A 22,401-nucleotide genomic window follows, 5' to 3' on the forward strand; every position below is an offset into this window, starting at 1 on the left:
CGACATGTTTATTCACCTTCATAACCGGGCGGCACGGGTGCGGCGTCCGGCAGGACTGTATTGTTATCACCCAGCATGATGTGATCCAGAATCTGGCGCATCACGGTGCCGACGGCCGGACCGGCGCCCCCGTTTTCCAGGATAATGGTCACTGCGACCCGAGGTTTATCAAAAGGCGCAAACGCGGTCATCAGTTTATGGTCGCGTAATCGTTCAGCAATCCTGTGCGCGTTATAAGTTTCGTTCTCTTTCAGGCCAAAGACCTGCGCCGTACCGGATTTAGCGGCGATTTTATAGGGTGCGTCCGCAAAACTTTTATGCGCGGTTCCGTTGGGCCGGTTTGCCACGCCATACATGCCATCTTTGGCGATTTCCCAGAAGCCGGAGTGGATGTCGCCGATTGGGGCTTCAGGCGGCTGGCGATAGGGCACCAGGGTGCGGCCTTCGCGGGTCGCCCGCAGCATGTGCGGCACTTTGACCACGCCGTCGTTGATCAGGATCATCATCGCTTTGTTCATCTGCAGCGGTGTGGCGGTCCAGTAACCCTGGCCGATGCCCACCGGAATGGTGTCACCCTGGTACCAGGGTTTTTTGAAACGTCTCATCTTCCAGTCGCGTGTCGGCATGTTACCGGCGCTCTCCTGTGGCAAATCGATGCCGGTCCGGCTGCCGTAACCGAATTTATTCATCCACTCCGACAGACGGTCGATGCCCATGTCATAGGCGACCTGATAAAAGAAGGTATCAGCAGACTCTTCGAGTGCCTTGGTCACGTTCAGACGGCCGTGGCCCCATTTTTTCCAGTCGCGGAACCGTTTTTCGGACCCCGGCAACTGCCACCAGCCGGGATCGAACAGACTGGTATTACGGTTAATGACGCCTGCGCTCATGGCGGAGACGGCGACATAGGGTTTTACCGTCGAGGCGGGTGGATAGGCGGCCTGAATTGCGCGGTTATAGAGCGGGCGATTTTCATCTTCCAGCAGGCCGCGGTAATCCTTACTGGAGATGCCATCAACAAATAAATTAGCATCGTAGCTGGGCGTGGAAACCATCGCGAGGATTTCACCGGTGCGCGGATCGCTGACAACCACGGCCGCGCGACTGCCAGCGAGCAGCGTTTCGATATATTGCTGCAGTTTCAGGTCGATCGTCAGATAGATGTCGCGGCCGGCCTGCGGCGACTCTTCATGCAGCTGACGAATCACGCGCCCACGGTTATTAACCTCTACCTCTTCAAAACCAGTTTTGCCGTGCAGCAAATCCTCGTAATAGGCTTCAATCCCGAGCTTGCCGATGTCATGGGTGTCGGCATAGTTGGCTAACTTGCCCTCTTTGTCGAGGCGGGCCACATCGCGATCGTTGATCTTGGAGACGTAGCCCACCACGTGGGTCAGCGTCGCGCCGTAAGGGTAGTAGCGACGTTGATAGCCTCTGACTTCCACGCCGGGAAAACGGTACTGATTGACCGCAAAGCGCGCCACCTGAACCTCATTCAGTCCCGACTTTATCGGAATTGACGTAAAGCGGGGCGCACGCTTGCGCTCTTTCTGGAAATTCTCAAGGTCTTCATCTGTCAGCTCCAGAATCGGCCGCAGCTTTTCCAGCGTCTCCTGCAGATTATCGACTTTCTGCGGCACCAGCTCGGCCCGATAAATGGTGCGGTTCAGCGCCAGCGGCGTGCCGGTACGATCGAAAATAATGCCGCGACTGGGGGCGACTGGCACCAGTTTGATACGGTTCTGATTGGAACGGGTGCTGTAATCCTCAAAGCGAAGGATCTGCAGATGGTAGAGGTTAACAACCAGGATTGATGAGAGCAGTAAGATGCCGACGAAGGCGATAAATGCCCGACGGACAAAGAGTTTCTGTTCGGCACTGTAATCGCGAAAGGCGTTGCTTTGTAATTTCATCCGCTACTTGTCATGTCTGAAGTGGGCTGATCGGTCATTCACGATGATAAGGATGATTTGTCGTGACACTCCAGGCGCGATAGAGACTTTCCGCTACCAGCACGCGCACCAGCGGATGGGGCAACGTCAATGCTGACAGTGACCAGCTCTGTTCTGCTGCTGCTTTACAGGCAGGGGCCAGGCCTTCAGGCCCGCCAATCAGCAGACTGACATCGCGACCGTCCAGTTTCCAGCGTTCAAGCTGCTGCGCCAGCTGCGGGGTTTCCCACGGCTGTCCGGGAATATCCAGCGTCACGATGCGATTGCCTTTGCCGACCGCCGCTAACATCGCATCGCCTTCTTTTTCCAGAATGCGTCTGATGTCGGCATTTTTGCCGCGTTTACCTGCGGTCACTTCGGTCAGCTCAAGCGGCATATCTTTCGGGAAGCGGCGCAGATACTCCATGAAACCAGTCTGCACCCAGTCAGGCATTTTAGTGCCGACGGCAACAAGTTGGAGTTTCACCGATTAGCTCCAGAGTTTTTCCAGCTCATACAGCTGGCGACTCTCTTCCTGCATCACATGCACGATCACATCACCGAGATCAACCACGACCCAGTCTGCTGCGCTTTTGCCTTCGATGCCCAGTGGCATCAGGCCCGCTAAACGGGATTCCTGTTCAACGTGTTCTGCGATAGAGGTCACGTGACGCGTTGAGGTCCCGGTGCAGATGATCATGAAGTCGGTGATGCTGGATTTGCCCTGAACGTCGATGGTGACAATGTCCTGGCCTTTGAGATCATCAATCTTATCAATAACGAACTCTTGGAGTGCTTTACCTTGCAAAAGGTTCCCCTTGAAATCTGGTAGTAACGAGCCGGCTGTAAGCCCGGAGAGTGCAGCCAAAAAATTAAGCGGCGCAGTATAGCATGCCTGGATCAGTCGCGATATAAGCCTTCGCGGTCGATATAATCGATAACCGATGCTGGCAGTAGATCGCCGCAGGGCTGGTTCTGATGACGGCGACGGCGAATTTCGGTCGCCGAAATGTTATAGAGGGGCGTCTCTGCCAGCCAGATGTGACCAGCAGGGTGCTGATGCAGCTGCCGGATATCCTGGGTGACATGGCGTTCGAGCCAGTGCTGCATTTCAGGCGTGTCGAACCGGGTCGGGTAGCCGGGACGCTGGCAGACGAGCAGATGGCAGAGCGACAGCAGATCCTGCCAGCGATGCCATTTGGCCAGGCTCAGCAGTGAATCCTGACCGATGATAAACGCTAATGGCTGCAGGGCACCGCGCTCCGCGCGCCAGCTCTCCAACGTTGTCACCGTCCAGGAGGGCGTGTCGCGTTGCAGCTCACGGGTGTCGACGTCAAACAGGGGTAAATCGCGGATAGCGCAGCGCAGCATTGCCACTCGCTGAGCCGCTGTCGCTTCCGGCTGCGGACGATGCGGCGGCACATTGTTGGGCAGTAGCGTCACATGCTGCAAGCCGGTCTGCTGAGCCAGCGCCTCGACCGGGCGCAGATGACCAAAATGGATGGGATCGAAGGTGCCGCCAAACAGCGCGTGTAACTCAGACATGGGCAAAGCTCGTCGGAAAAGCCCGGCTGCTGAGCAGTAGCGTCAGCGTCTGGAGCTGCGGCCACACCGACTGACCGTAATCCTGCTTCAGGGTAATTTCAATCTGACTCAGCAGGTGGATAGCCCGTTGCAGACGCGCACTATCCAGGCGTTGCAGGGCTTCCGTAAACAGTGTGCGGCGGTTCTGCCAGATACGCTGCTGATCCATCAGCGTTCGCAGCGGCTGCTCATGCCGATGCCGTTGCAGATGCAGCAGCGTCAGCAGATCGCGCTGCAGCGTGCGCAGCAGAATGACCACTTCGCTTTCCTCTTTCTCCAGCTGATGCAGGATATGCAGCGCGCGACGACTTTTGCCGGCCAGCAACGCATCAACCCAGTGAAACGGTGTGAAGTGTGCCGCATCGCTGACCGCCTCTTCAACCCGGGGGAGGGTCAGTTTGCCATCGGGCCATTGCAGCGAGAGGCGCTCCAGCGCCTGGGCCAGGGCCAGCAGATTACCTTCATAGCAGTAACACAGCAGCTGAATAGCCGCGTCATCGACCGAGAGTTTCTGCGCCTTAGCCCGATGAGCGACCCAGCGAGGTAGCTGCGCCTGTTCCGGTGTCTGGCAGGGCACCAGCACAGCGGAGGCAGATAACGCTTTAAACCAGGCGCTGTTCTCCTGCGCTTTGGTGAGTTTCGGCATCCGGCAGATAAGCAGGATATCGGCGTGCAGCAACTGAGCGAGTTTAACCAGTTGCTCTGCCATCGCGGCGCTGGGGCCATTATCGGGAAACTGCAGCGTCAGGGTCTGGCGCTGGGCAAACAGACTCAGCGACTGGCAGCTGACGAACAGGCTCTCCCAGTCGGTCTGGGCGTCCAGAGTAAAGCTGAAATGCTCTTCGAATCCCTGCGCGGTAGCGGCGCTGCGGATGGCATCTGAACTTTCCTGCAACAGCAGCGGTTCATTGCCCGCTAACAAATAACAGGCGCGCAGCCCCTCACGGAGCTGCGCGCTGAGTTGCTCAGGATAAATCCTGATCATTGCAGGCTGGTAGCTGAGGACGAAGACGCTTCCTGCGAGCGCTGACCGGGCACCGGAATCACGGTTGCCGGTAAGGTCGCTTTGCTGTTCATCTGCGCAGCATGCACGGTCAGAAGCTTACGCACCAGCTGCTCAGCAGCGCGCTGACGCATCTCCTGCGTAATCAGCTCCTGCTCGGCATCTTTTGCCAGTGCCGCATTCGGGTTATCGAAGAATGAACGATAGACCGTAGTGCTGATAGGGTAGAGGCCTTTACCCGGCAGCAGAACCTGCGCCGTCAGCGTCATAACCATCTGATATTCAGCAGAGGTGCCGCTGATAAAGACCGAGGCCGTGTTACGCCCCTGCGCTTCAGGGCCCAGACGCAGCGTCGGAATATCGATGCGATTCTGCTTACTGTCCTCAACAATGGTGACATTGTTGATACGCAGCTGCTGACGCACCGTGCGCGCCAGCGGGCCATAGGGATCGCCGGATGAAACAATCAGCGTTTTCAGTTCGCTGGGCACCTGCGTGGTGCCGCGCGGATGAAAACCACAGCCAGCGGTGATCACCACCGCCAGCATGACAAACAGCCTGATAATCGGATGTCGCACAGTTCCTCCTGAACTTAACCTACGACAAGGTTAAGCAGTTTGCCCGGTACATAAATGACTTTACGGATAGTCACGCCGTCCAGATACTTCGCCACCAGATGCTCCTGCGCAGCGCGTGCCTGAACCTGTTCCTGAGTGGCATCGGCCGGTACGGTAATCTTGCCGCGCACTTTACCGTTAACCTGCACCACGACCAGCAGTGAATCTTCAACCATAGCGGCTTCATCCGCAACCGGCCAGCTCGCGTCGTCGATGGTGCCTTCACCGCCCAGCGTCTGCCACAGCACATAGCTGGCATGCGGGGTAAACGGATAGAGCAGACGCACGACGGCCAGCAGCGCTTCCTGCATCAGGGCGCGATCCTGCTCGCTCTCCTGCGGGGCACGGGTCAGCTTGTTCATCAGCTCCATAATCGCCGCAATCGCGGTGTTGAAGGTCTGACGACGGCCAATGTCATCCGCAACTTTAGCGATGGTTTTGTGCAGATCGCGACGCAGCGATTTCTGCTCGTCGTTCAGGCTGCTGATATCCAGCGCCACGGTCGCACCCTGCTGGGTGTGTTCGTAAATCAGCTTCCACACACGTTTCAGGAAGCGGTTAGCCCCTTCAACCCCCGACTCCTGCCACTCCAGCGTCATATCTGCCGGTGACGCAAACATCATAAACAGACGCACAGTGTCTGCGCCGTAACGCTCAACCATCAGCTGCGGGTCGATGCCGTTGTTTTTCGACTTCGACATTTTGCTCATGCCTGCGTAAATCACTTCGCGGCCCTGGTTGTCCGTCGCTTTTACAATACGGCCTTTCTCGTCACGCTCAACCTCCACGTCAACCGGTGAAACCCAGTTGCGTTCGCCGTTAGCGCCAGCGTAGTAGAAGGCATCAGCCAGTACCATGCCCTGACACAGCAGGCGCTTAGCTGGCTCGTCAGAGTTCACCAGGCCTGCATCACGCAGCAGTTTGTGGAAGAAGCGGAAGTACATCAGGTGCATGATGGCGTGTTCGATTCCACCGACATACTGATCGACTGGCAGCCAGTAGTTGGCCGCAGCCGGATCCAGCATGCCCTCCTTGTAGCTGGCGCAGGTATAGCGCGCATAATACCAGGAGGACTCCATAAAGGTGTCGAAGGTGTCGGTTTCACGCAGGGCAGGCTGACCGTTGACCGTGGTCTTCGCCCACTCCGGATCGGCTTTAATCGGGCTGGTAATGCCATCCATCACCACATCTTCCGGCAGGATCACCGGCAGCTGATCGTCCGGCGCTGGCATCACGGTGCCATCTTCCAGCGTCACCATCGGGATAGGCGCACCCCAGTAACGCTGACGGGAGACGCCCCAGTCGCGCAGGCGATAGTTAACTTTGCGCACGCCCACGCCTTTAGCGGCCAGACAATCGGCGATAGCGTTGAAACCTGCCGCGTGGTCCAGTCCGTTGAACTCACCTGAGTTGAACAGGGCACCTTTGTCGGTCATCGCCGCGGTGCTGACGTCAGGAATGGAGCCATCGAGATTAAGGATAACTGGCTTAATCGGCAGGTCATATTTGGTGGCAAATTCCCAGTCGCGCTGGTCATGTGCCGGAACGGCCATCACGGCACCGGTGCCATACTCCATCAGCACAAAGTTGGCCACCCAGACCGGGAGCTGTTCGCCGGTCAGCGGGTGCGTTACCGCCATGCCGGTCGCCATGCCTTTCTTCTCCATGGTGGCCATATCCGCTTCGGCCACTTTGGTGTTACGGCATTCAGCGATGAAATCAGCCAGCGCAGGATTGTTCACCGACGCCTGGGTCGCCAGCGGGTGACCGGCAGCGACGGCCACATAGGTCGCTCCGATAAAGGTGTCCGGACGGGTGGTGTAGACGGTGACCTGCTCTTCACTGTTGGCCACGTCAAAGGTGATCTCGACGCCTTCAGAGCGGCCGATCCAGTTACGCTGCATGGTTTTAACCTGTTCAGGCCACTCTTCCAGCGTATCCAGGTCGTTCAGCAGCTCTTCCGCATAATCGGTGATTTTAATAAACCACTGCGGGATCTCTTTGCGTTCAACTTTGCTGTCACAGCGCCAGCAGCAGCCATCGATAACCTGTTCGTTCGCCAGCACCGTCTGATCGTTCGGGCACCAGTTCACGGCAGAGGTCTTTTTATAAACCAGGCCTTTTTCATACAATCGTGCAAAGAACCACTGCTCCCAGCGGTAATATTCTGGCTGACAGGTGGCCAGTTCACGGCTCCAGTCATAGCCAAAACCCAGCAACTTGAGCTGGTTTTTCATGTAAGCGATGTTGTCATAAGTCCACGGTGCCGGCGCAGTGTTGTTTTTAACCGCCGCGCCCTCTGCAGGCAGGCCGAAAGCATCCCAGCCAATAGGCTGAAGTACGTTTTTGCCGAGCATGCGCTGGTAACGCGCGATTACGTCGCCGATGGTGTAGTTACGAACGTGACCCATGTGCAGGCGGCCAGAAGGATAGGGCAGCATGGAGAGGCAGTAATACTTCTCTTTCCCTTCCTGCTCAGTCACTTTAAACGTTTCGTTTTCATCCCAGTGCTGCTGCACACGGGATTCAATTTCTTCCGGGCGGTATTGCTCTTGCATGGCTGCCTGTGGTCCTTTGTGAATAACATTTTTCTGGCTCTAAGATCCGCATAGCATACCCATAAGGCCGCATCTCAACAACACTTCCCACTTTGGCTGAGACGATTTCTGCGGAAAGCGTCAGCGCTCTCACTCTTTTGTAATTCACTGTACAGACGACACGGCAAGCGCCACATTGCGACTAAACTTACTTCAGCGAGGGTCCGCATAAAGGAGAATAAAATGAATAACGTGGCTCAGGAATATCGCGAGTCGTTGGCCGTATTGACCGAACGTCTTCGTGAGGGCAATCGTAACCTTGATGAGCTGATTGCCGAACGGCGACGCCAGCTGCTGGCGCGCGAAACGCTGACGGAAGAGGAGATTGATCAGGCGCTGCATTCCGTACGCCGTGACCTGGGGGAGTTTGCACGCAGTTATACCCATGCCGAAGAGCCGCTGGCGGATTCGCTTTTTATGCGTATCATCCGCGAGAGCGTCTGGAAAGAGCTGGCAGATATCACCGATAAAAGTCAGCTGGAGTGGCGTGAGGTTTTTCAGGATTTGCATCACCACGGCGTTTATCAGAGTGGCGAGGTGGTCGGGCTGGGCAATCTGGTCTGCGAAAAATGCCAGTTTACCCGGGCTATCTACACGCCAGAAACCCTGACACGCTGTCCGGAGTGCGGGCATGACCAGTTCCAGCGTCAGCCGTTTGAACCCTGACAGAAATGTGTGAACGAAAGGAGGCGAGTCACGCTGTGTGACCCGCCTGTAACACATGATTAATGCAGGATTTTAGCGAGGAAATCTTTCGCGCGATCAGACTGTGGGTTATTAAAGAAGTCATCCTTGTTGGTGTCTTCGATAATTTTCCCCTCATCCATGAAAATGACGCGGTTAGCCACTTTGCGGGCGAAGCCCATCTCATGCGTCACCACCATCATTGTCATGCCTTCCTGTGCCAGCTCAACCATCACATCCAGCACTTCATTGATCATCTCCGGATCCAGTGCAGACGTCGGCTCATCGAACAGCATCGCAATGGGATCCATACAGAGCGCACGTGCAATCGCCACACGCTGCTGCTGGCCGCCTGAAAGTTGGCCTGGAAACTTCTCTGCATGCGCTGCCAGGCCCACGCGCTTCAGCAATTTCAGCCCTTTGTCACGCGCAGCCGCTTTATCGCGCTTCAGCACTTTTACCTGTGCCAGCACCAGATTATTGATAATGCTCAGATGCGGGAACAGCTCGAAGTGCTGGAACACCATCCCAACCTGACTGCGAAGCTGCGCCAGATTGGTTTTTTTGTTGTTCACTTCGATACCGTTAACGGCAATCACACCCTGCTGGATCGGCTCAAGGCCGTTCACCGTCTTAATCAGCGTTGACTTACCGGAACCAGACGGTCCGCACACCACCACCACTTCACCGGTTTTGACATCGGTTGAGCAGTCGGTCAGCACCTGAAAGTGACCATACCACTTAGAAACGTTTTTCAGGCTAATCATTTAAACCGTCCTTTTTCTTTTAAGATAGCTGACCAGCAACGAGGCACTCAGGCTGATAACGAAGTAGACCAGACCGGCAAACAGAACCATTTCAACCTGGGTTCCGTCGCGCTCACCGATCGTCGACGCGGTGCGGAAGAAGTCGGCCAGGCTTAAGACATAGACCAGTGAGGTATCCTGGAACAGCACGATACCCTGAGTCAGTAACAGCGGAACCATGGCGCGGAACGCCTGCGGCAGAATGATCAGCCGCATCGACTGCCATGGCGTCATGCCCAGCGCCAGCGCCGCGTTACCCTGTCCACGCGAAATACTGATGATGCCCGCACGGATAATTTCCGAGTAGTAGGCGGCTTCAAACAGCGAGAAAGCGACCATCGCGGAAATCAGGCGGATATCGGTTTTTGGCGACAGGCCCAGTACCTGCTGCAGAAAGCTCGGCACCACCAGATAGAACCACAGCAGCACCATCACCAGCGGCACCGAGCGGAACAGGTTGACATAAATTTTGGCGAACCAGCTGACGGGCTTGATGCTCGACAGACGCATCACCGCCAGCAGGGTGCCCCACAGGATGCCAAATACCACGGCAGTCAGGGTAATTTTAAACGTGATCACCAGGCCGTTGAGCAGATAGGGCATGCTGGGTGCAATGGAACTCCAGTCAAATTCGTACATCACTTGCCTCCCGCATTGCCAGGCAGCCGGACTTTGCGTTCGACCAGACTCATTAAGAACATAATCACCAGGTTGATGGCGATATAGGCCAGGGTTATGGCTGTGAAGGACTCATAAGCATGAGCAGAGTAGTCGAGCAGTTTGCCCGCCTGCGCCGCCATATCGACCAGACCAATGGTGGAAGCGATCGCGGAGTTCTTTACCAGGTTGAGCATCTCCGACGTCATCGGCGGCACAATCACGCGATAGGCATTCGGCAGCAGCACATAGCGATAGGTCTGTGGCAGGGTTAAGCCCATCGCCAGACCCGCATTCTTCTGACCCGCAGGCAGTGACTGAATGGCTGCGCGCACCTGCTCGCAGACGCGGGCGGCGGTAAACAGACCCAGACAAATCATCGAGGAGAGGAAGAACTGAATATTGGGGTCCAGCTCAGACTTAAACCACATGCCCAGCTTTTCGCCCACCAGTTCGGGCGCGACCAGATACCAGAAGAAGAACTGGACAATCAGCGGGATGTTACGAAACAGTTCCACATAGCAGGTGCCAAGGGTGGAAAGCAGGCGATTCGGCACCGTGCGCAGAATGCCAAAAAATGAACCTACACAGAAGGCAATAATCCAGGCGCAGCAGGAGACCGCAATCGTCACCTGAAAACCGGACCACAGCCAGCCAAGGTAGGTCGTGTTACCGAACGGGGCCTGTTCGAGGAAAATGCCCCAGTTCCAATCGATACCCATAACGAGCTCCGGAAAAAAAGGGTAGCTAAGCTACCCTGAAGATTGATGAACGGCGTTTTATTGCCTGATTCAGGGGAACGACCCGAATCAGTCTGTCTGTCCATGCCGCGGTTTCAGCAATCGAGAGGGCAGCCAGGCCACCCTTGTTATACCCATTGTCTTCCAGACTGCGTCTGGCCGGGTTCACTCATCCGCAGCGCTGACCTGCGTCACGCGTCGGGATTTATGCGCCTGCCTGAAGCCGGTCTGAAATCCGCTGGGTATTTTTTTGTTAATTCAGTGCCTTGTCATTTGGCGTCTTGAACAGGGCTTTCATGTCGTCAGACAGTTCAAAGTTCATGTTCAGGTTCTTAGGCGGAATCGGCTGCTTAAACCAGGTATCAAACCACTTTTCAGCCTGACCGGAGGTCTGCGCTTTAGCGATGGTGTCATCCACCAGCGTTTTGAACTGTGAATCGTCTTTACGCAACATGCAGCCGTAAGCTTCTTTCGACTGTGGCGTACCCAGAATCTCCCAGTTGTCCGGCTTTTTGGCTTTGGCGCGTTCGCCGGCCAGCAGGGCATCATCCATCATAAAGGCCACGGCACGACCGGTTTCCAGCGTACGGAATGAGTCACCGTGATCTTTTGCGCTGATAATGCGCATATCCATTTTCTGCTCATCGTTCAGTTTGTGCAGCAACACTTCAGATGTGGTGCCGGACGTCACGACCACGGTTTTGCCCTTCAGGTCGGCGAAATCTTTGATCGGGCCACCTTTTTTCACCAGCAGGCGGGTGCCGATGACAAAGATGGTGTCAGAGAAGGCGGCCTGTTTCTGGCGCTCAAGGTTATTGGTGGTTGAGCCGCACTCGAAATCGTAGGTGCCGTTTTGCAGCAGCGGAATACGGTTTTGCGAGGTAATCGGGATCATTTTGACCTGCAGGTCAGGCTTATTCAGCTTCGCTTTGATGGCGTCCACGATCGCGTTGGAGTAAGCCTGCGAATAGCCGACGACTTTCTGCTGGTTGTCATAATAAGAGAAGGGAACTGATGATTCGCGATGCCCGACCACAATGACGCCATTGTCATTGATCTTCTTCAGAGTGCCGCTGAGATCTTCCGCCTGGGCCGCTCCCGCCGCTGCGCCGATCAGCAGAAGAGATAATGCCACTTTGCGTAGTTGCATGTTCCAACTCCTTAGTATGGAAAAGGCACAGGTTATAACCTGCGCTGATTATGATGTTGTGTCTGTTTTGCTGCGCTTCTGCTCATAGTGCGGTTTTAATCGCCGCAGATGAGGTATTAACATAACGGATTGTTAACGCAATGAAACAAAAAAGTTTCTTTTTTGCGAGGTCATACGCACCAAAAAAAGGCATTTTTTTCTTACTGCCCGCTAAAGGTGCAGCAGATATAACTTTATTGGTGCAACCGGTCAGGCGTGAGCGCCTGCCATCCGCCGTATAGCGAAAAACAGAGAAATATTTAGCAATCATCGTGCCAGAAAGCGGTGCAGACCGGAAAAGACAGCAGAGTCTGCGGCTGGAAAAGCAGGATATATCGGGAAGTAAAAAAGCGGTGCCTCACAAACAGGTAAGGCCGGTACGGGTTGAATCTGGCTGCAGCGCCGCGGGTAAACGCGCAGGGGGGAGGGGGAAGGCGTTCCGCGCTATGAACAAAAACGCAGAGAGCTCTTTGAACGATGCACTGCACTGGCCCGATAGCGGGCGCACCTCTGGGGCAAGGCGCGTTATCATGCGGGACGAGCAGGCCAGCAATAGCCGTTTTTGCCTTCTTCAACGCTGAGGAAACGGGCTTAGCCGGCTGCATCGTACAGCCGGCTTCGAATCTGACCCGTTAGCGACGCCTGCGCAGCAGGGCAACCAGCGCCGCCAGCAGCGTCAGTGACCATACCGGCCAGAGGCCTGCGCGCGAATAAGGGGTTACGCCCTCGGTTGGCGTGACCTTGTGGGTCAGCACACCACGGGTGAACTGGGGCAGCATCGCCTCGGTATCGCCCTGTGCGTTCGCAACCGCCGTTACGCCGTTGTTGGTGCTGCGCAACAGCGGGCGACCCAGTTCCAGCGCCCGCATTCTCGCCATCTGGTAGTGCTGCCAGGGACCGATCGAATGGCCAAACCAGGCATCGTTTGAGACGGTCAGCAGGAAGCTGGTGTCAGGCCGGAAGTTAGCCCGGACCTGTTCACCCAGTACGATCTCATAACAGATGGCGCTGGTCAGGTTATAGCCTGCGACGCGAAGCTGTGGCTGAAGGTAGTTACCCCGGCTGAAGGCCGACATCGGCAAATCAAAGAACGGGGCCAGCGGACGCAGCAGATCGCTCAGCGGCACAAATTCGCCAAACGGCACCAGATGGTTCTTCTGGTAACGGTTGTCGCTGAAGTAGTTATAAGGCGTCTTACCGCCCAGCACGATAACGGTGTTGTAATCATGATAACGGTTCTGCTCCAGCCGGGAATCGACAATACCCGTGACCAGCGAACTGCCGCCCGCGCGCAGTTCGTCATCCAGCGAACGCAGAAACGGCTGCTGATTGCTTTCCAGATCGGTAATCGCCGATTCTGGCCAGATGATCATTGGCGCTTTGCCAATCAGTGGCTGGCTCAGACCCGTATAAATCCGCAGAGTATTAAGCAGTTGCTGCGGATCCCACTTCATCGATTGCGGGATGTTGCCCTGCACCAGTGCCACCTCGACGGCACGCCCGGGTATCGGCTTAACCCACTGGATGTAGCGTAACGGCCACGGCAGCGCCAGCAGCAGCAGCGCGGCGACCAGACTTCTGAGGTTGCGCTGCTGCAGGGAGTACGCCAGCAGGCCCGCGATCACCATCAGCAGAAACGTCAGGGTTTCAACACCGGCCAGCGGCGCGAGGCCTTTTAACGGACCATCGATCTGACTGTAACCAAACTGCAGCCACGGAAAGCCGGTCAGCACCCAGCCGCGCAGGAACTCGGTGATTTGCCACAGGGCCGGTGCTGCCAGCGCCAGACGCCACAGCGTCGTGCGCGGCCACAGGCGGTTCAGGATGCCAGCAAACAGCGCCGGGTAGAGGGCCAGATAGGCTGCCAGCAGCGCCACGATAAAGACGTTGACCGGCCCGGGCATGCCGCCAAAGGTGGCAACACTGACATAGACCCAGTTGATGCCGGTGCCGAACAATCCCACGCCCCAGAAAAAGCCAATGGCGGTGGCCTGCGGGCTGGATCGGTTCAGGGTCAGCAGCTGCAACCCGCACAGCGAAAGCAGGGCGGCGGGCCAGAAATCATAGGGAGAGAAGGCAAGGGTGCCTGCGGCACCCGTTAATAAAGCCAGCAGCAGGCGAACCCGCTGGCGCGGGTAAAGTGAGGCTAGAGCCATAGACTTATTCGTCTTCCAGTTGAGGTTGTGGCGAATTTTCCGGAATAGTCACGTGCACCTGGATGATACGGCGGCTGTCCGCCATCGCCACCTTGAACTGGTAACCCGCAATCTCGATGTTTTCACCGCGAGCGGGCAGATGGCCGAAGCCCTGCATAACCAGACCACCAATGGTGTCGACCTCATCATCACTGAACTGCGTGCCGAACACCTCATTGAAATCTTCAATGGCGGTCAGGGCGCGCACTGTGAAGGTATGGCGGTTGAGCTGGCGGATATCGCGATCTTCTTCATCGTCATACTCATCTTCGATCTCGCCAACAATCAGCTCCAGAATATCTTCAATCGTTACCAGACCGGAGACACCGCCAAACTCATCGATTACGATCGCCATGTGGTAACGCTGTGAACGAAACTCTTTCAGCATCCGATCAACACGCTTACTTTCCGGCACCACGACGGCAGGACGCAGGACTTTTTCGATGCTGAAAGGTTCAGACTCGCTGCTCATAAACGGCAGCAGATCTTTCGCCATCAGAATGCCTTCCACATGATCTTTATCTTCGCTGATCACCGGGAAGCGGGAGTGGGCGGAGTCGATAATGACATCCAGGCACTCTTCGAGATTCTGATTGCGTTTCAGGGTAATCATCTGCGAGCGCGGGATCATGATGTCACGCACACGCTGCTCCGCAATATCCAGTACCCCTTCGAGCATGTCGCGGGTGTCCTGGTCAATCAGCTCTTTATGATTTGAGTCGCGGATCAGCTCCAGTAGCTCATCACGGTTTTTGGGTTCACCGTGAAAAAGCTGGTTGATTAACAGGGAAAAAAATCCCTTTTTACTACTGGGTGCATCGCTGTTTTGAGAATGGTCGTCGCTCATGGCGGTTTTTAAAGATCTCTCTGGTGAGGAAAGGGGGCTGTCAGTCACCGGGACCGACAGCCGGATAGCCTGGGTTCAGCACTCAGGTGTCGTCTTTCTCCGAAATGTACGGATCAGGATAACCGAGAGCAAGCATTATCTCGGTCTCCAGGCCTTCCATCTCGTCGGCTTCGTCGTCGTCGATATGGTCGTAACCCAGCAGGTGCAGGGTGCCGTGGACCACCATGTGCGCCCAGTGGGCTTCGATGCCCTTACCCTGCTCGGCAGCCTCCTGCTCAACCACCTGCCGGCAGATGATCAGATCGCCCAGCAGGGGCAGCTCTATCCCGGGCGGTGCTTCAAACGGGAAAGAGAGGACGTTGGTCGGTTTATCTTTGCCACGGTAAGTCAGGTTCAGTTCATGACTCTCCGCTTCATCGACCAGACGCACGGTCACTTCACTGTCGGGCTGAAAAGGGGTGACAGCTGCGGTCAGCCAGCGGTGAAACTGGCTTTCATCTGGCAGGCCAGCGCTGTTTTCACAGGCGACCTGCAGGTCGAGAATGACCTCGCTCATTTGCTCTCCTGCGGGGCGCTCTGTGCCGCCAGCGCTTCGCGTTTACGTTCTTCGGCCTGATGGTCACGGCGGGTCTGATCGGCCGCTTCCCAGGCTTCATAGGCGTTGACTATGCGGGCAACCACCGGGTGACGCACCACATCTTCACTGTGGAAGAAGTTGAAGCTGATCTCTTCCACGTCTGCCAGCACCTCAATGGCGTGACGCAGCCCCGATTTAACGTGACGCGGCAGGTCAATCTGGGTGACGTCGCCAGTAATAACTGCTTTGGAATTAAAGCCAATACGCGTCAGGAACATCTTCATCTGTTCGATGGTGGTGTTCTGGCTCTCATCGAGAATGATGAACGCGTCGTTCAGCGTGCGGCCACGCATATAGGCCAGCGGTGCAACCTCAATAACGTTGCGCTCCATCAGCTTCTCGACCCGCTCGAAGCCCAGCATTTCGAACAGCGCATCGTAGAGTGGACGCAGATAGGGGTCGACCTTCTGACTCAGATCGCCCGGCAGGAAGCCGAGCTTTTCGCCCGCTTCTACCGCAGGACGGGTCAGCAGAATACGACGGATCTCCTGGCGTTCCAGCGCATCCACGGCCGCTGCAACGGCCAGATAGGTTTTACCGGTCCCCGCCGGGCCAACGCCGAAGGTGATGTCGTGGTCGAGCACATTTGCGATGTACTGCGCCTGATTCGGCGTACGGGGTTTGATCACGCCGCGCTTGGTCTTGATATTGACCGCTTTACCGTACTCCGGCACGCTCTCGGCGGTCTGCTCCAGCACACGACTCTCTTTGATCGCCAGATGGATCTGATCAGGCTCGATATCCGGGATCTCACCCCGCACAGGGGCGGTGTCGACATACAGAGTTTTCAGAATATCGGCTGCGGCATTGACGCTGAGCACACGTCCCACCAGCTTAAAGACGTTGTCGCGACGATTGATCTCAATACCCAGCCGACGCTCAAGCTGTTTCACATTATCGTCAAACGGCCCACACAGGCTCATCAGACGACGGTTATCAGCCGGTTCAAGGGCGATTTCACGAGTTTCGATATTCAAACGAATCCTTTGGGTCCCTCAGGGCCAGTTAGGGGATGTGTCTGACGCATCGCAGAACTTAACCGGATGCACCATAACGAAATTATTTATGCCGTAACGCCGGGGCGCAAGCCTAAGGAGAGATATTTGGGCAATTCGTCCGGAAACCAAGTGGTGCAGAGTGAAACTGGCGGCAACGCGATGCGCGCTGCCGCACAGTAAAGCCGACATCACGGCTGGAAGAGGGCAACACCGATGTCGTTTTCTTTGCGGGTACGGGCAATCACCGAGGCAGGACTCTGTGCCATGCGCAGTCCCATCTCTTCTTCGGTTCTGACCAGTCTGCCGCGCAGCGAGTTGGTGTAGACATCGACAATCTCTACATCCACGAAGCGACCGATCATCTCTGGCGAGCCTTCGAAGTTGACTACGCGGTTGTTTTCGGTGCGACCGGAGACTTCCATGACGTTCTTGCGGGAGATGCCTTCCACCAGAATACGCTGCACGGTGCCGAGCATGCGGCGACTGATCGCCTGCGCCTGCTGATTGATCCGTTCCTGCAGGATCCACAGACGCTGCTTTTTCTCTTCTTCGCTGACATCATCCGGCAGGTCAGCGGCTGGCGTGCCGGGACGGGCCGAGTAAACAAAGCTGAAGCTGACGTCAAAATGAATCTCGCCGATGAGCTTCATGGTCTGCTCAAAATCCTGCTGGGTTTCACCCGGGAAGCCAATGATGAAGTCGGAGCTGATCTCAATATCCGGACGCGCCGCGCGCAGCTTGCGGATAATCGCCTTGTACTCCAGCGCGGTATGTGCACGTTTCATCAGCGTCAGAATGCGGTCTGAACCACTTTGCACCGGCAGATGCAGGAAGCTTACCAGCTCCGGCGTATCACGATAAACATCGATAATGTCATCGGTGAACTCAATCGGGTGGCTGGTGGTGAAACGAATACGGTCGATACCGTCAATGGCGGCAACCAGACGCAGCAGTTCAGCGAAGGTACAGATTTCACCATCAAAGGTGGCACCGCGATACGCGTTGACGTTCTGGCCTAACAGGTTAACTTCGCGTACACCCTGTGCCGCCAGCTGTGCAATCTCCAGCAGAATGTCGTCGCTGGGACGGCTCACCTCTTCGCCACGGGTGTAGGGCACCACGCAGAACGTACAATATTTGTTGCAGCCTTCCATGATTGACACAAAGGCGGTCGGACCTTCTGCCCGCGGTTCCGGCAGACGGTCAAATTTTTCGATTTCCGGGAAGCTGATATCCACCACCGGACTTTTGCTGCCACGGACGGTGTTGATCATTTCCGGCAGGCGGTGGAGAGTCTGCGGGCCAAATACAATATCCACGCAGGGCGCACGCTGACGAATATGGTCGCCCTCCTGTGAGGCAACGCAGCCGCCCACGCCGATAATCACATCCGGGTTACGCTCTTTCAGTTTTCGCCAGCGTCCCAGCAGGTGGAACACTTTTTCCTGCGCTTTCTCGCGAATAGAGCACGTGTTGAGCAGCAGAATATCCGCCTCTTCAGGGACCTCGGTCAGCGTATAGCCGTGCGTACTGTTCAGCAGATCAGACATCTTGGATGAATCATATTCATTCATCTGACATCCCCAGGTTTTGATATGCAGTTTTTTTGTCATCGCGCTAGCCATTGATTCAGTGCAGTGAAGTGCGGGGCGCACATTGTAATGCTTTGATGCTGTGGTGACCAGCCCGAGGGCTTTTCTGCCAGCAATCGGGTTTTCCGGTACACTTTGCTTTATTCAGACCCGTGCTGCGCTGGCAGTCGGGCTTAAGAGAGGGACATTAGCAATGCAGGATAATCAGTTTGATGTGGTGATTGTTGGTGGTGGCATGGTCGGTGCCGCGCTGGCCTGTGGGCTGACACAGCAACATTTTCGCGTGGCGGTGGTTGAACGGGCCGAACCCACCCCTTTCGATCCGGATAGCGATCCCGATCTGCGGATTTCGGCGATTGGAACGGCTTCGGTGGCGTTGCTGAAGCAACTCAACATCTGGTCCCGGGTTGAGGCGATGCGCAGTGCGCCCTATCGCAAACTGGAGACCTGGGAGTGGCAGACGGCGCAGGTGAGTTTTGATGCAGCCTCGCTGGGATTGCCCGAGCTGGGCTTTATGGTCGAGAACAGTGTGCTCCAGCGGGCGCTATGGGAAGAAATGCAGTCGCTGGGCGTAACCTGCTATTGCCCGACTACGCTGGAAAACCTGCAGCCCGAAAATGGCGGCTGGCGGCTGAACCTCAGCGATAACGTGGTTCTGCATACCCGGCTGGTGGTGGGCGCCGATGGAGCAAACTCCCAGGTGCGCCAGATGGCCGGCATCGGTATTCATGGCTGGAGCTACGCGCAGTCCTGCTTGCTGATCAGTGTGACCTGCGAACACCCGGCGGGCGACGCCACCTGGCAGCACTTTACGCCTCAGGGGCCGCGCGCCTTTTTACCGCTGTATGACAACCGGGCCTCGCTGGTCTGGTATGACGCGCCTGCCAAAGTCCGTCAGCTGCAGGCGATACCGCTGGCCCAGCTGGAAAAAGAGATTGCCAGTCACTTCCCGGCGCGGCTGGGGCGCTTCAAAGCGCATGCGGCGGGGGGCTTTCCACTGGTACGGCGCCATGCTTCGCAGTATGTTCTGCCAGGCCTGGCGCTGGTCGGGGATGCAGCCCATACGATCAACCCGCTGGCCGGACAGGGCGTGAATCTGGGCTACCGTGACGTTGATGCCCTGATTGATGTGCTGGTCAGCGCACGCAGTGGGGCGGAGGATTGGGCAGCCGAGCGGGTGCTGCAGCGCTATCACCGCCAGCGACGTAAAGACAATATGCTGATGCAGGGAGGAATGGATCTGTTTTACTTTGCTTTCAGTAATCAGCTTGCGCCGCTGCGGTTTGCGCGTAACCTCGGGCTGATTGCGGCAGAACATTCCGGCGTGCTGAAGCGACAGGTGTTGCGTTACGCACTGGGACTTTAGTCACATACAGGCTCAGGCTCGCCGAAGGGCGGGTCTGGGTCAGAAATATGTCAGCAAAGAGACAAAAACAACAAAGCCCGCAAAAGCGGGCTATGTTGTGCAATTTGGCTGGGGTGCAGGGATTCGAACCCCGGAATGCTGGTATCAGAAACCAGTGCCTTACCGCTTGGCGACACCCCAATAGGTGTTAATCAAATTGTCTTTGTATGGCTGGGGTGCAGGGATTCGAACCCCGGAATGCTGGTATCAGAAACCAGTGCCTTACCGCTTGGCGACACCCCAATTATATGGTGGCTACGACGGGAATCGAACCTGTGACCCCAGCATTATGAGTGCTGTGCTCTAACCAGCTGAGCTACGTAGCCAAATTGTACTGCATTTTAATGATGGCTGGGATACCTGGATTCGAACCAGGGAATGCCGGTATCAAAAACCGGTGCCTTACCGCTTGGCGATATCCCATTTGTCCGTTCTCAGCATCGAGAATCATCAAAATTGGCTGGGATACCTGGATTCGAACCAGGGAATGCCGGTATCAAAAACCGGTGCCTTACCGCTTGGCGATATCCCATCCACGCTGCCGAATAATGAAATGGTGCGGGAGGCGAGACTTGAACTCGCACACCTTGCGGCGCCAGAACCTAAATCTGGTGCGTCTACCAATTTCGCCACTCCCGCAAAAAAAAGATGGTGGCTACGACGGGAATCGAACCTGTGACCCCAGCATTATGAGTGCTGTGCTCTAACCAGCTGAGCTACGTAGCCATCTTTTTTTTCGCGTTACCTTCATCGGCGTTGCGGGGCGCATTATGCGGAGTTGACCTGACAGCGTCAACCATTTTTTTACCGAATTTTGCCAGATAATTGCTGTTTGACTGGCTTATAACCAGCCTGGGTATTTATTCGGCAATTTTTCAGTGAATACAACGCCGATCGTCAAAAAAATGGGCCGCAGCGGGCCCATTCTGACGCCTTTCTGTTTGCTTATTTATAGGCGGACTGATGCACACCGACCGCACGGCCTGATGGGTCATCCATGTTTTTAAACGCTTCGTCCCATTCAATCGCTTTCGCAGACGAACAGGCCACCGATGGACCGCCCGGTACACACTCTGCCGCACTGGCTAACGGGAACAGCTCTTCGAAGATCTCACGGTAGAGATACGCTTCTTTCGAACCCGGCGTGTTGAACGGGAAACGGAAATGGGCGGTTGCCAGCTGCTGGTCGCTGATTTGCTTCGCGGCCACTTCTTTCAGTGAGTCGATCCAGCTGTAGCCCACGCCATCTGAGAACTGCTCTTTCTGACGCCACGCTACGCTCTCTGGCAGGTAAGAAGAGAAACATTCACGCAGGATGTGCTTCTCCATTTTGCCGTTGCTGCCGCACATCTTATCGGCCGGGTTGATACGCATCGCCACATCCAGGAATTTTTTATCCAGGAACGGCACACGCGCTTCCACGCCCCAGGCGGACATGGCCTTGTTAGCACGGGCGCAGTCGAACATGTGCAGCGCCTGCAGTTTGCGCACGTTTTCTTCGTGGAACTCTTTGGCATTCGGGGCTTTATGGAAGTAGAGGTAGCCGCCGAACACTTCGTCTGCGCCTTCGCCCGACAGCACCATCTTGATGCCCATTGCCTTGATCTTGCGCGACATCAGGTACATCGGTGTCGATGCACGGATGGTGGTAACGTCATAGGTTTCGATGTGATAAATCACATCGCGAATCGCATCCAGACCTTCCTGAACGGTGAAATGAATTTCATGGTGAACGGTGCCCAGATGTTCCGCCACAGATTTCGCCGCTTTCAGATCGGGTGAACCTTCCAGTCCGACCGCGAAAGAGTGCAGCTGAGGCCACCACGCATCACTTTTATCCTGATCTTCAACGCGCTTAGCGGCGAAACGCTTGGTCACAGCGGAAATGATCGAGGAGTCCAGACCGCCCGACAGCAGCACGCCGTAAGGTACGTCGGACATCAGGTGGCTCTTCACCGACTCTTCCAGCGCATGTTTCAGACCAGCGGCGTCGGTGGTGTTGTGCTCAACGTTTTTGTACTCCATCCAGTCACGCTGCCAGTAACGACGGATCTCGCCATCGGTGCTGGAGAGGTAGCTTCCCGGCGGGAACTCTTTGATGGAACGGCAGACCGGCACCAGCGCTTTCATCTCTGACGCGACATAAAGGTTGCCGTGCTCATCGTTGCCCATATAGAGCGGAATGATGCCGATATGGTCGCGACCAATCAGATAGGTCTGTTTCACGCTGTCATAGAGGATAAAGGCGAACATCCCTTCCAGTTCGTCGAGGAAATCGACACCTTTTTCCTGATAAAGCGCCAGGATCACTTCACAGTCAGAACCGGTCTGGAACGCGTAGCGATCGCTGAGTTCTGCGCGCAGTGCCTGATGGTTATAGATCTCACCGTTAACCGCCAGTACGTGGGTGTGGTCAGCGTTATAGAGCGGCTGTGCGCCGTTGTTAACGTCAACAATTGAGAGACGTTCATGCGCCAGAATAGCATGGTCATCAGCGTAAACGCCTGACCAGTCCGGGCCGCGATGACGCATTAAGCGTGAACATTCCAGCGCTTTCTTGCGCAGCTCAACAGGATCGCTTTTCAGATCCAGCACACCAAAAATTGAACACATAACTGACTCCTGATCTCACCTTACGGCGATGTTATCTTTTACCGTTTGTCCGGCAGCCTGACGCTGCGTGATATATAAGAAAATGCGCTATTTGGTGTGATCAATGCAAGAGGAATCGTGATTTACTGATAAAAATATTGTTCACATGGCGATAAAATTGAATAAATGACAATTAAATGCCTTTTTTATTATCGGATCGGTAGTGTGATGGCATTTTTGCGCAAAAAACAGGCGGGGAGGTGGGTTCAGAAAAGCGGAAAAGGGAGACGCATCACAACATAACCGGATGCGCCATAAGTAAAAGGA

Annotated in this window: 20 protein-coding genes and 7 tRNA genes; 2 read left to right on the plus strand and 25 right to left on the minus strand. The window is 55.8% G+C overall.

Features of this window, described 5'->3' with window-relative positions; genetic code table 11:
• Positions 1 to 8: 8 nt before the first annotated feature.
• The 7 genes from mrdA to leuS form a co-directional block, all read right to left on the minus strand.
• Positions 9 to 1,913, minus strand: a complete 1,905-nt coding sequence (gene mrdA, locus ACLHDD_RS02625) for a peptidoglycan DD-transpeptidase MrdA (protein WP_427102822.1) — start codon at positions 1,911 to 1,913, stop codon at positions 9 to 11.
• Positions 1,914 to 1,947: 34 nt separating this feature from the next.
• Positions 1,948 to 2,418 (minus strand): 23S rRNA (pseudouridine(1915)-N(3))-methyltransferase RlmH, encoded by a 471-nt coding sequence (gene rlmH / locus ACLHDD_RS02630; RefSeq protein ID WP_427102823.1) that lies wholly within the window; start codon positions 2,416 to 2,418, stop codon positions 1,948 to 1,950.
• A 3-nt stretch (positions 2,419 to 2,421) separates the two neighbouring features.
• The gene (rsfS, locus tag ACLHDD_RS02635) at positions 2,422 to 2,739 is read right to left on the minus strand and encodes a ribosome silencing factor (protein WP_111139027.1); all 318 of its coding nucleotides are present in this window, start codon (positions 2,737 to 2,739) and stop codon (positions 2,422 to 2,424) included.
• A 92-nt stretch (positions 2,740 to 2,831) separates the two neighbouring features.
• Entirely contained in the window at positions 2,832 to 3,476 is a 645-nt protein-coding gene (gene nadD / locus ACLHDD_RS02640; protein WP_427102824.1) for a nicotinate-nucleotide adenylyltransferase, read from the minus strand.
• The gene (gene holA, locus ACLHDD_RS02645) at positions 3,469 to 4,500 is read right to left on the minus strand and encodes a DNA polymerase III subunit delta (RefSeq protein ID WP_427102825.1); all 1,032 of its coding nucleotides are present in this window, start codon (positions 4,498 to 4,500) and stop codon (positions 3,469 to 3,471) included. Before holA ends, nadD begins: the two co-directional genes overlap by 8 nt.
• Positions 4,497 to 5,096 (minus strand): LPS assembly lipoprotein LptE, encoded by a 600-nt coding sequence (gene lptE / locus ACLHDD_RS02650; protein ID WP_427102826.1) that lies wholly within the window; start codon positions 5,094 to 5,096, stop codon positions 4,497 to 4,499. The genes holA and lptE overlap by 4 nt, the downstream gene beginning before the upstream one ends.
• 14 nt (positions 5,097 to 5,110) lie before the next feature.
• Positions 5,111 to 7,693, minus strand: a complete 2,583-nt coding sequence (gene leuS / locus ACLHDD_RS02655; protein ID WP_427102827.1) for a leucine--tRNA ligase — start codon at positions 7,691 to 7,693, stop codon at positions 5,111 to 5,113.
• A gap of 222 nt (positions 7,694 to 7,915) precedes the next feature.
• Between leuS and ACLHDD_RS02660 the strand changes: the two genes are divergently transcribed.
• A complete protein-coding gene (locus tag ACLHDD_RS02660) occupies positions 7,916 to 8,398 on the plus strand; it encodes a zinc ribbon-containing protein (RefSeq protein ID WP_427102828.1) in 483 nt (160 codons plus the stop codon).
• Positions 8,399 to 8,457: 59 nt separating this feature from the next.
• Here ACLHDD_RS02660 and ACLHDD_RS02665 read toward each other — a convergent pair whose 3' ends face one another.
• The 10 genes from ACLHDD_RS02665 to miaB all read right to left on the minus strand — a co-directional run bounded on the left by ACLHDD_RS02665 (position 8,458) and on the right by miaB (position 18,098).
• Positions 8,458 to 9,183 (minus strand): amino acid ABC transporter ATP-binding protein, encoded by a 726-nt coding sequence (locus ACLHDD_RS02665; protein WP_427102829.1) that lies wholly within the window; start codon positions 9,181 to 9,183, stop codon positions 8,458 to 8,460.
• Positions 9,184 to 9,861 carry a glutamate/aspartate ABC transporter permease GltK gene (gene gltK, locus ACLHDD_RS02670; RefSeq protein WP_313654589.1) on the minus strand — a complete coding sequence of 226 codons (678 nt, stop codon included), beginning with the start codon at positions 9,859 to 9,861 and terminating at the stop codon, positions 9,184 to 9,186.
• A complete protein-coding gene (locus ACLHDD_RS02675; RefSeq protein WP_427102830.1) occupies positions 9,861 to 10,601 on the minus strand; it encodes an amino acid ABC transporter permease in 741 nt (246 codons plus the stop codon). Before ACLHDD_RS02675 ends, gltK begins: the two co-directional genes overlap by 1 nt.
• Before the next feature lie 271 nt (positions 10,602 to 10,872).
• Positions 10,873 to 11,769, minus strand: a complete 897-nt coding sequence (locus tag ACLHDD_RS02680) for an amino acid ABC transporter substrate-binding protein (protein WP_427102831.1) — start codon at positions 11,767 to 11,769, stop codon at positions 10,873 to 10,875.
• Between the two features lie 82 nt (positions 11,770 to 11,851).
• A complete protein-coding gene (locus tag ACLHDD_RS02685; protein ID WP_427102832.1) occupies positions 11,852 to 12,079 on the minus strand; it encodes a hypothetical protein in 228 nt (75 codons plus the stop codon).
• Positions 12,080 to 12,440: 361 nt separating this feature from the next.
• The gene (gene lnt, locus ACLHDD_RS02690) at positions 12,441 to 13,964 is read right to left on the minus strand and encodes an apolipoprotein N-acyltransferase (RefSeq protein ID WP_427102833.1); all 1,524 of its coding nucleotides are present in this window, start codon (positions 13,962 to 13,964) and stop codon (positions 12,441 to 12,443) included.
• 4 nt (positions 13,965 to 13,968) lie between these two features.
• Complete coding sequence (gene corC / locus ACLHDD_RS02695; protein ID WP_427102834.1) at positions 13,969 to 14,850, minus strand: CNNM family magnesium/cobalt transport protein CorC; 882 nt, start codon at positions 14,848 to 14,850, stop codon at positions 13,969 to 13,971.
• A gap of 82 nt (positions 14,851 to 14,932) precedes the next feature.
• The gene (gene ybeY / locus ACLHDD_RS02700) at positions 14,933 to 15,406 is read right to left on the minus strand and encodes an rRNA maturation RNase YbeY (RefSeq protein WP_427102835.1); all 474 of its coding nucleotides are present in this window, start codon (positions 15,404 to 15,406) and stop codon (positions 14,933 to 14,935) included.
• Positions 15,403 to 16,464: a PhoH family protein gene (locus ACLHDD_RS02705; RefSeq protein ID WP_427102836.1), complete on the minus strand. Its 1,062-nt coding sequence runs from the start codon at positions 16,462 to 16,464 to the stop codon at positions 15,403 to 15,405. The genes ybeY and ACLHDD_RS02705 overlap by 4 nt, the downstream gene beginning before the upstream one ends.
• 209 nt (positions 16,465 to 16,673) lie before the next feature.
• Positions 16,674 to 18,098 (minus strand): tRNA (N6-isopentenyl adenosine(37)-C2)-methylthiotransferase MiaB, encoded by a 1,425-nt coding sequence (gene miaB, locus ACLHDD_RS02710; RefSeq protein WP_427102837.1) that lies wholly within the window; start codon positions 18,096 to 18,098, stop codon positions 16,674 to 16,676.
• A 172-nt stretch (positions 18,099 to 18,270) separates the two neighbouring features.
• Here miaB and ubiF point away from each other — a divergent pair, with 172 nt between their 5' ends.
• Complete coding sequence (gene ubiF, locus ACLHDD_RS02715) at positions 18,271 to 19,443, plus strand: 3-demethoxyubiquinol 3-hydroxylase (RefSeq protein ID WP_427102838.1); 1,173 nt, start codon at positions 18,271 to 18,273, stop codon at positions 19,441 to 19,443.
• A 105-nt stretch (positions 19,444 to 19,548) separates the two neighbouring features.
• On the opposite strand, the gene ACLHDD_RS02720 is transcribed toward ubiF, so the two are convergent.
• The 8 genes from ACLHDD_RS02720 to asnB form a co-directional block, all read right to left on the minus strand.
• Positions 19,549 to 19,623: transfer RNA gene (locus tag ACLHDD_RS02720), tRNA-Gln, on the minus strand.
• 27 nt (positions 19,624 to 19,650) lie between these two features.
• Positions 19,651 to 19,725, minus strand: a tRNA-Gln gene (locus tag ACLHDD_RS02725).
• Between the two features lie 6 nt (positions 19,726 to 19,731).
• Positions 19,732 to 19,808: transfer RNA gene (locus ACLHDD_RS02730), tRNA-Met, on the minus strand.
• 22 nt (positions 19,809 to 19,830) lie between these two features.
• Positions 19,831 to 19,905 (minus strand) — tRNA-Gln (locus ACLHDD_RS02735).
• 34 nt (positions 19,906 to 19,939) lie between these two features.
• Positions 19,940 to 20,014, minus strand: a tRNA-Gln gene (locus ACLHDD_RS02740).
• Between the two features lie 22 nt (positions 20,015 to 20,036).
• Positions 20,037 to 20,121, minus strand: a tRNA-Leu gene (locus ACLHDD_RS02745).
• Between the two features lie 10 nt (positions 20,122 to 20,131).
• Positions 20,132 to 20,208, minus strand: a tRNA-Met gene (locus tag ACLHDD_RS02750).
• A 219-nt stretch (positions 20,209 to 20,427) separates the two neighbouring features.
• The gene (gene asnB / locus ACLHDD_RS02755) at positions 20,428 to 22,095 is read right to left on the minus strand and encodes an asparagine synthase B (RefSeq protein ID WP_313654599.1); all 1,668 of its coding nucleotides are present in this window, start codon (positions 22,093 to 22,095) and stop codon (positions 20,428 to 20,430) included.
• Between the last annotated feature and the right edge of the window lie 306 nt (positions 22,096 to 22,401).

The organism is Pantoea sp. NSTU24, from assembly GCF_050157905.1.
Classification (GTDB): domain Bacteria; phylum Pseudomonadota; class Gammaproteobacteria; order Enterobacterales; family Enterobacteriaceae; genus Pantoea.

Excerpts from the sequence above, each read along its gene's own strand:
- mrdA (WP_427102822.1), bottom strand. The coding sequence starts at position 1,913 with ATGAAATTACAAAGCAACGCCTTTCGCGATTACAGTGCCGAACAGAAA.
- nadD (WP_427102824.1), bottom strand. The coding sequence starts at position 3,476 with ATGTCTGAGTTACACGCGCTGTTTGGCGGCACCTTCGATCCCATCCAT.
- holA (WP_427102825.1), bottom strand. The coding sequence starts at position 4,500 with ATGATCAGGATTTATCCTGAGCAACTCAGCGCGCAGCTCCGTGAGGGG.
- leuS (WP_427102827.1), bottom strand. The coding sequence starts at position 7,693 with ATGCAAGAGCAATACCGCCCGGAAGAAATTGAATCCCGTGTGCAGCAG.
- ACLHDD_RS02660 (WP_427102828.1), top strand. The coding sequence starts at position 7,916 with ATGAATAACGTGGCTCAGGAATATCGCGAGTCGTTGGCCGTATTGACC.
- ACLHDD_RS02665 (WP_427102829.1), bottom strand. The coding sequence starts at position 9,183 with ATGATTAGCCTGAAAAACGTTTCTAAGTGGTATGGTCACTTTCAGGTG.
- gltK (WP_313654589.1), bottom strand. The coding sequence starts at position 9,861 with ATGTACGAATTTGACTGGAGTTCCATTGCACCCAGCATGCCCTATCTG.
- ACLHDD_RS02675 (WP_427102830.1), bottom strand. The coding sequence starts at position 10,601 with ATGGGTATCGATTGGAACTGGGGCATTTTCCTCGAACAGGCCCCGTTC.
- ACLHDD_RS02680 (WP_427102831.1), bottom strand. The coding sequence starts at position 11,769 with ATGCAACTACGCAAAGTGGCATTATCTCTTCTGCTGATCGGCGCAGCG.
- ACLHDD_RS02685 (WP_427102832.1), bottom strand. The coding sequence starts at position 12,079 with ATGATTGCTAAATATTTCTCTGTTTTTCGCTATACGGCGGATGGCAGG.
- lnt (WP_427102833.1), bottom strand. The coding sequence starts at position 13,964 with ATGGCTCTAGCCTCACTTTACCCGCGCCAGCGGGTTCGCCTGCTGCTG.
- corC (WP_427102834.1), bottom strand. The coding sequence starts at position 14,850 with ATGAGCGACGACCATTCTCAAAACAGCGATGCACCCAGTAGTAAAAAG.
- ybeY (WP_427102835.1), bottom strand. The coding sequence starts at position 15,406 with ATGAGCGAGGTCATTCTCGACCTGCAGGTCGCCTGTGAAAACAGCGCT.
- miaB (WP_427102837.1), bottom strand. The coding sequence starts at position 18,098 with ATGACAAAAAAACTGCATATCAAAACCTGGGGATGTCAGATGAATGAA.
- ubiF (WP_427102838.1), top strand. The coding sequence starts at position 18,271 with ATGCAGGATAATCAGTTTGATGTGGTGATTGTTGGTGGTGGCATGGTC.
- asnB (WP_313654599.1), bottom strand. The coding sequence starts at position 22,095 with ATGTGTTCAATTTTTGGTGTGCTGGATCTGAAAAGCGATCCTGTTGAG.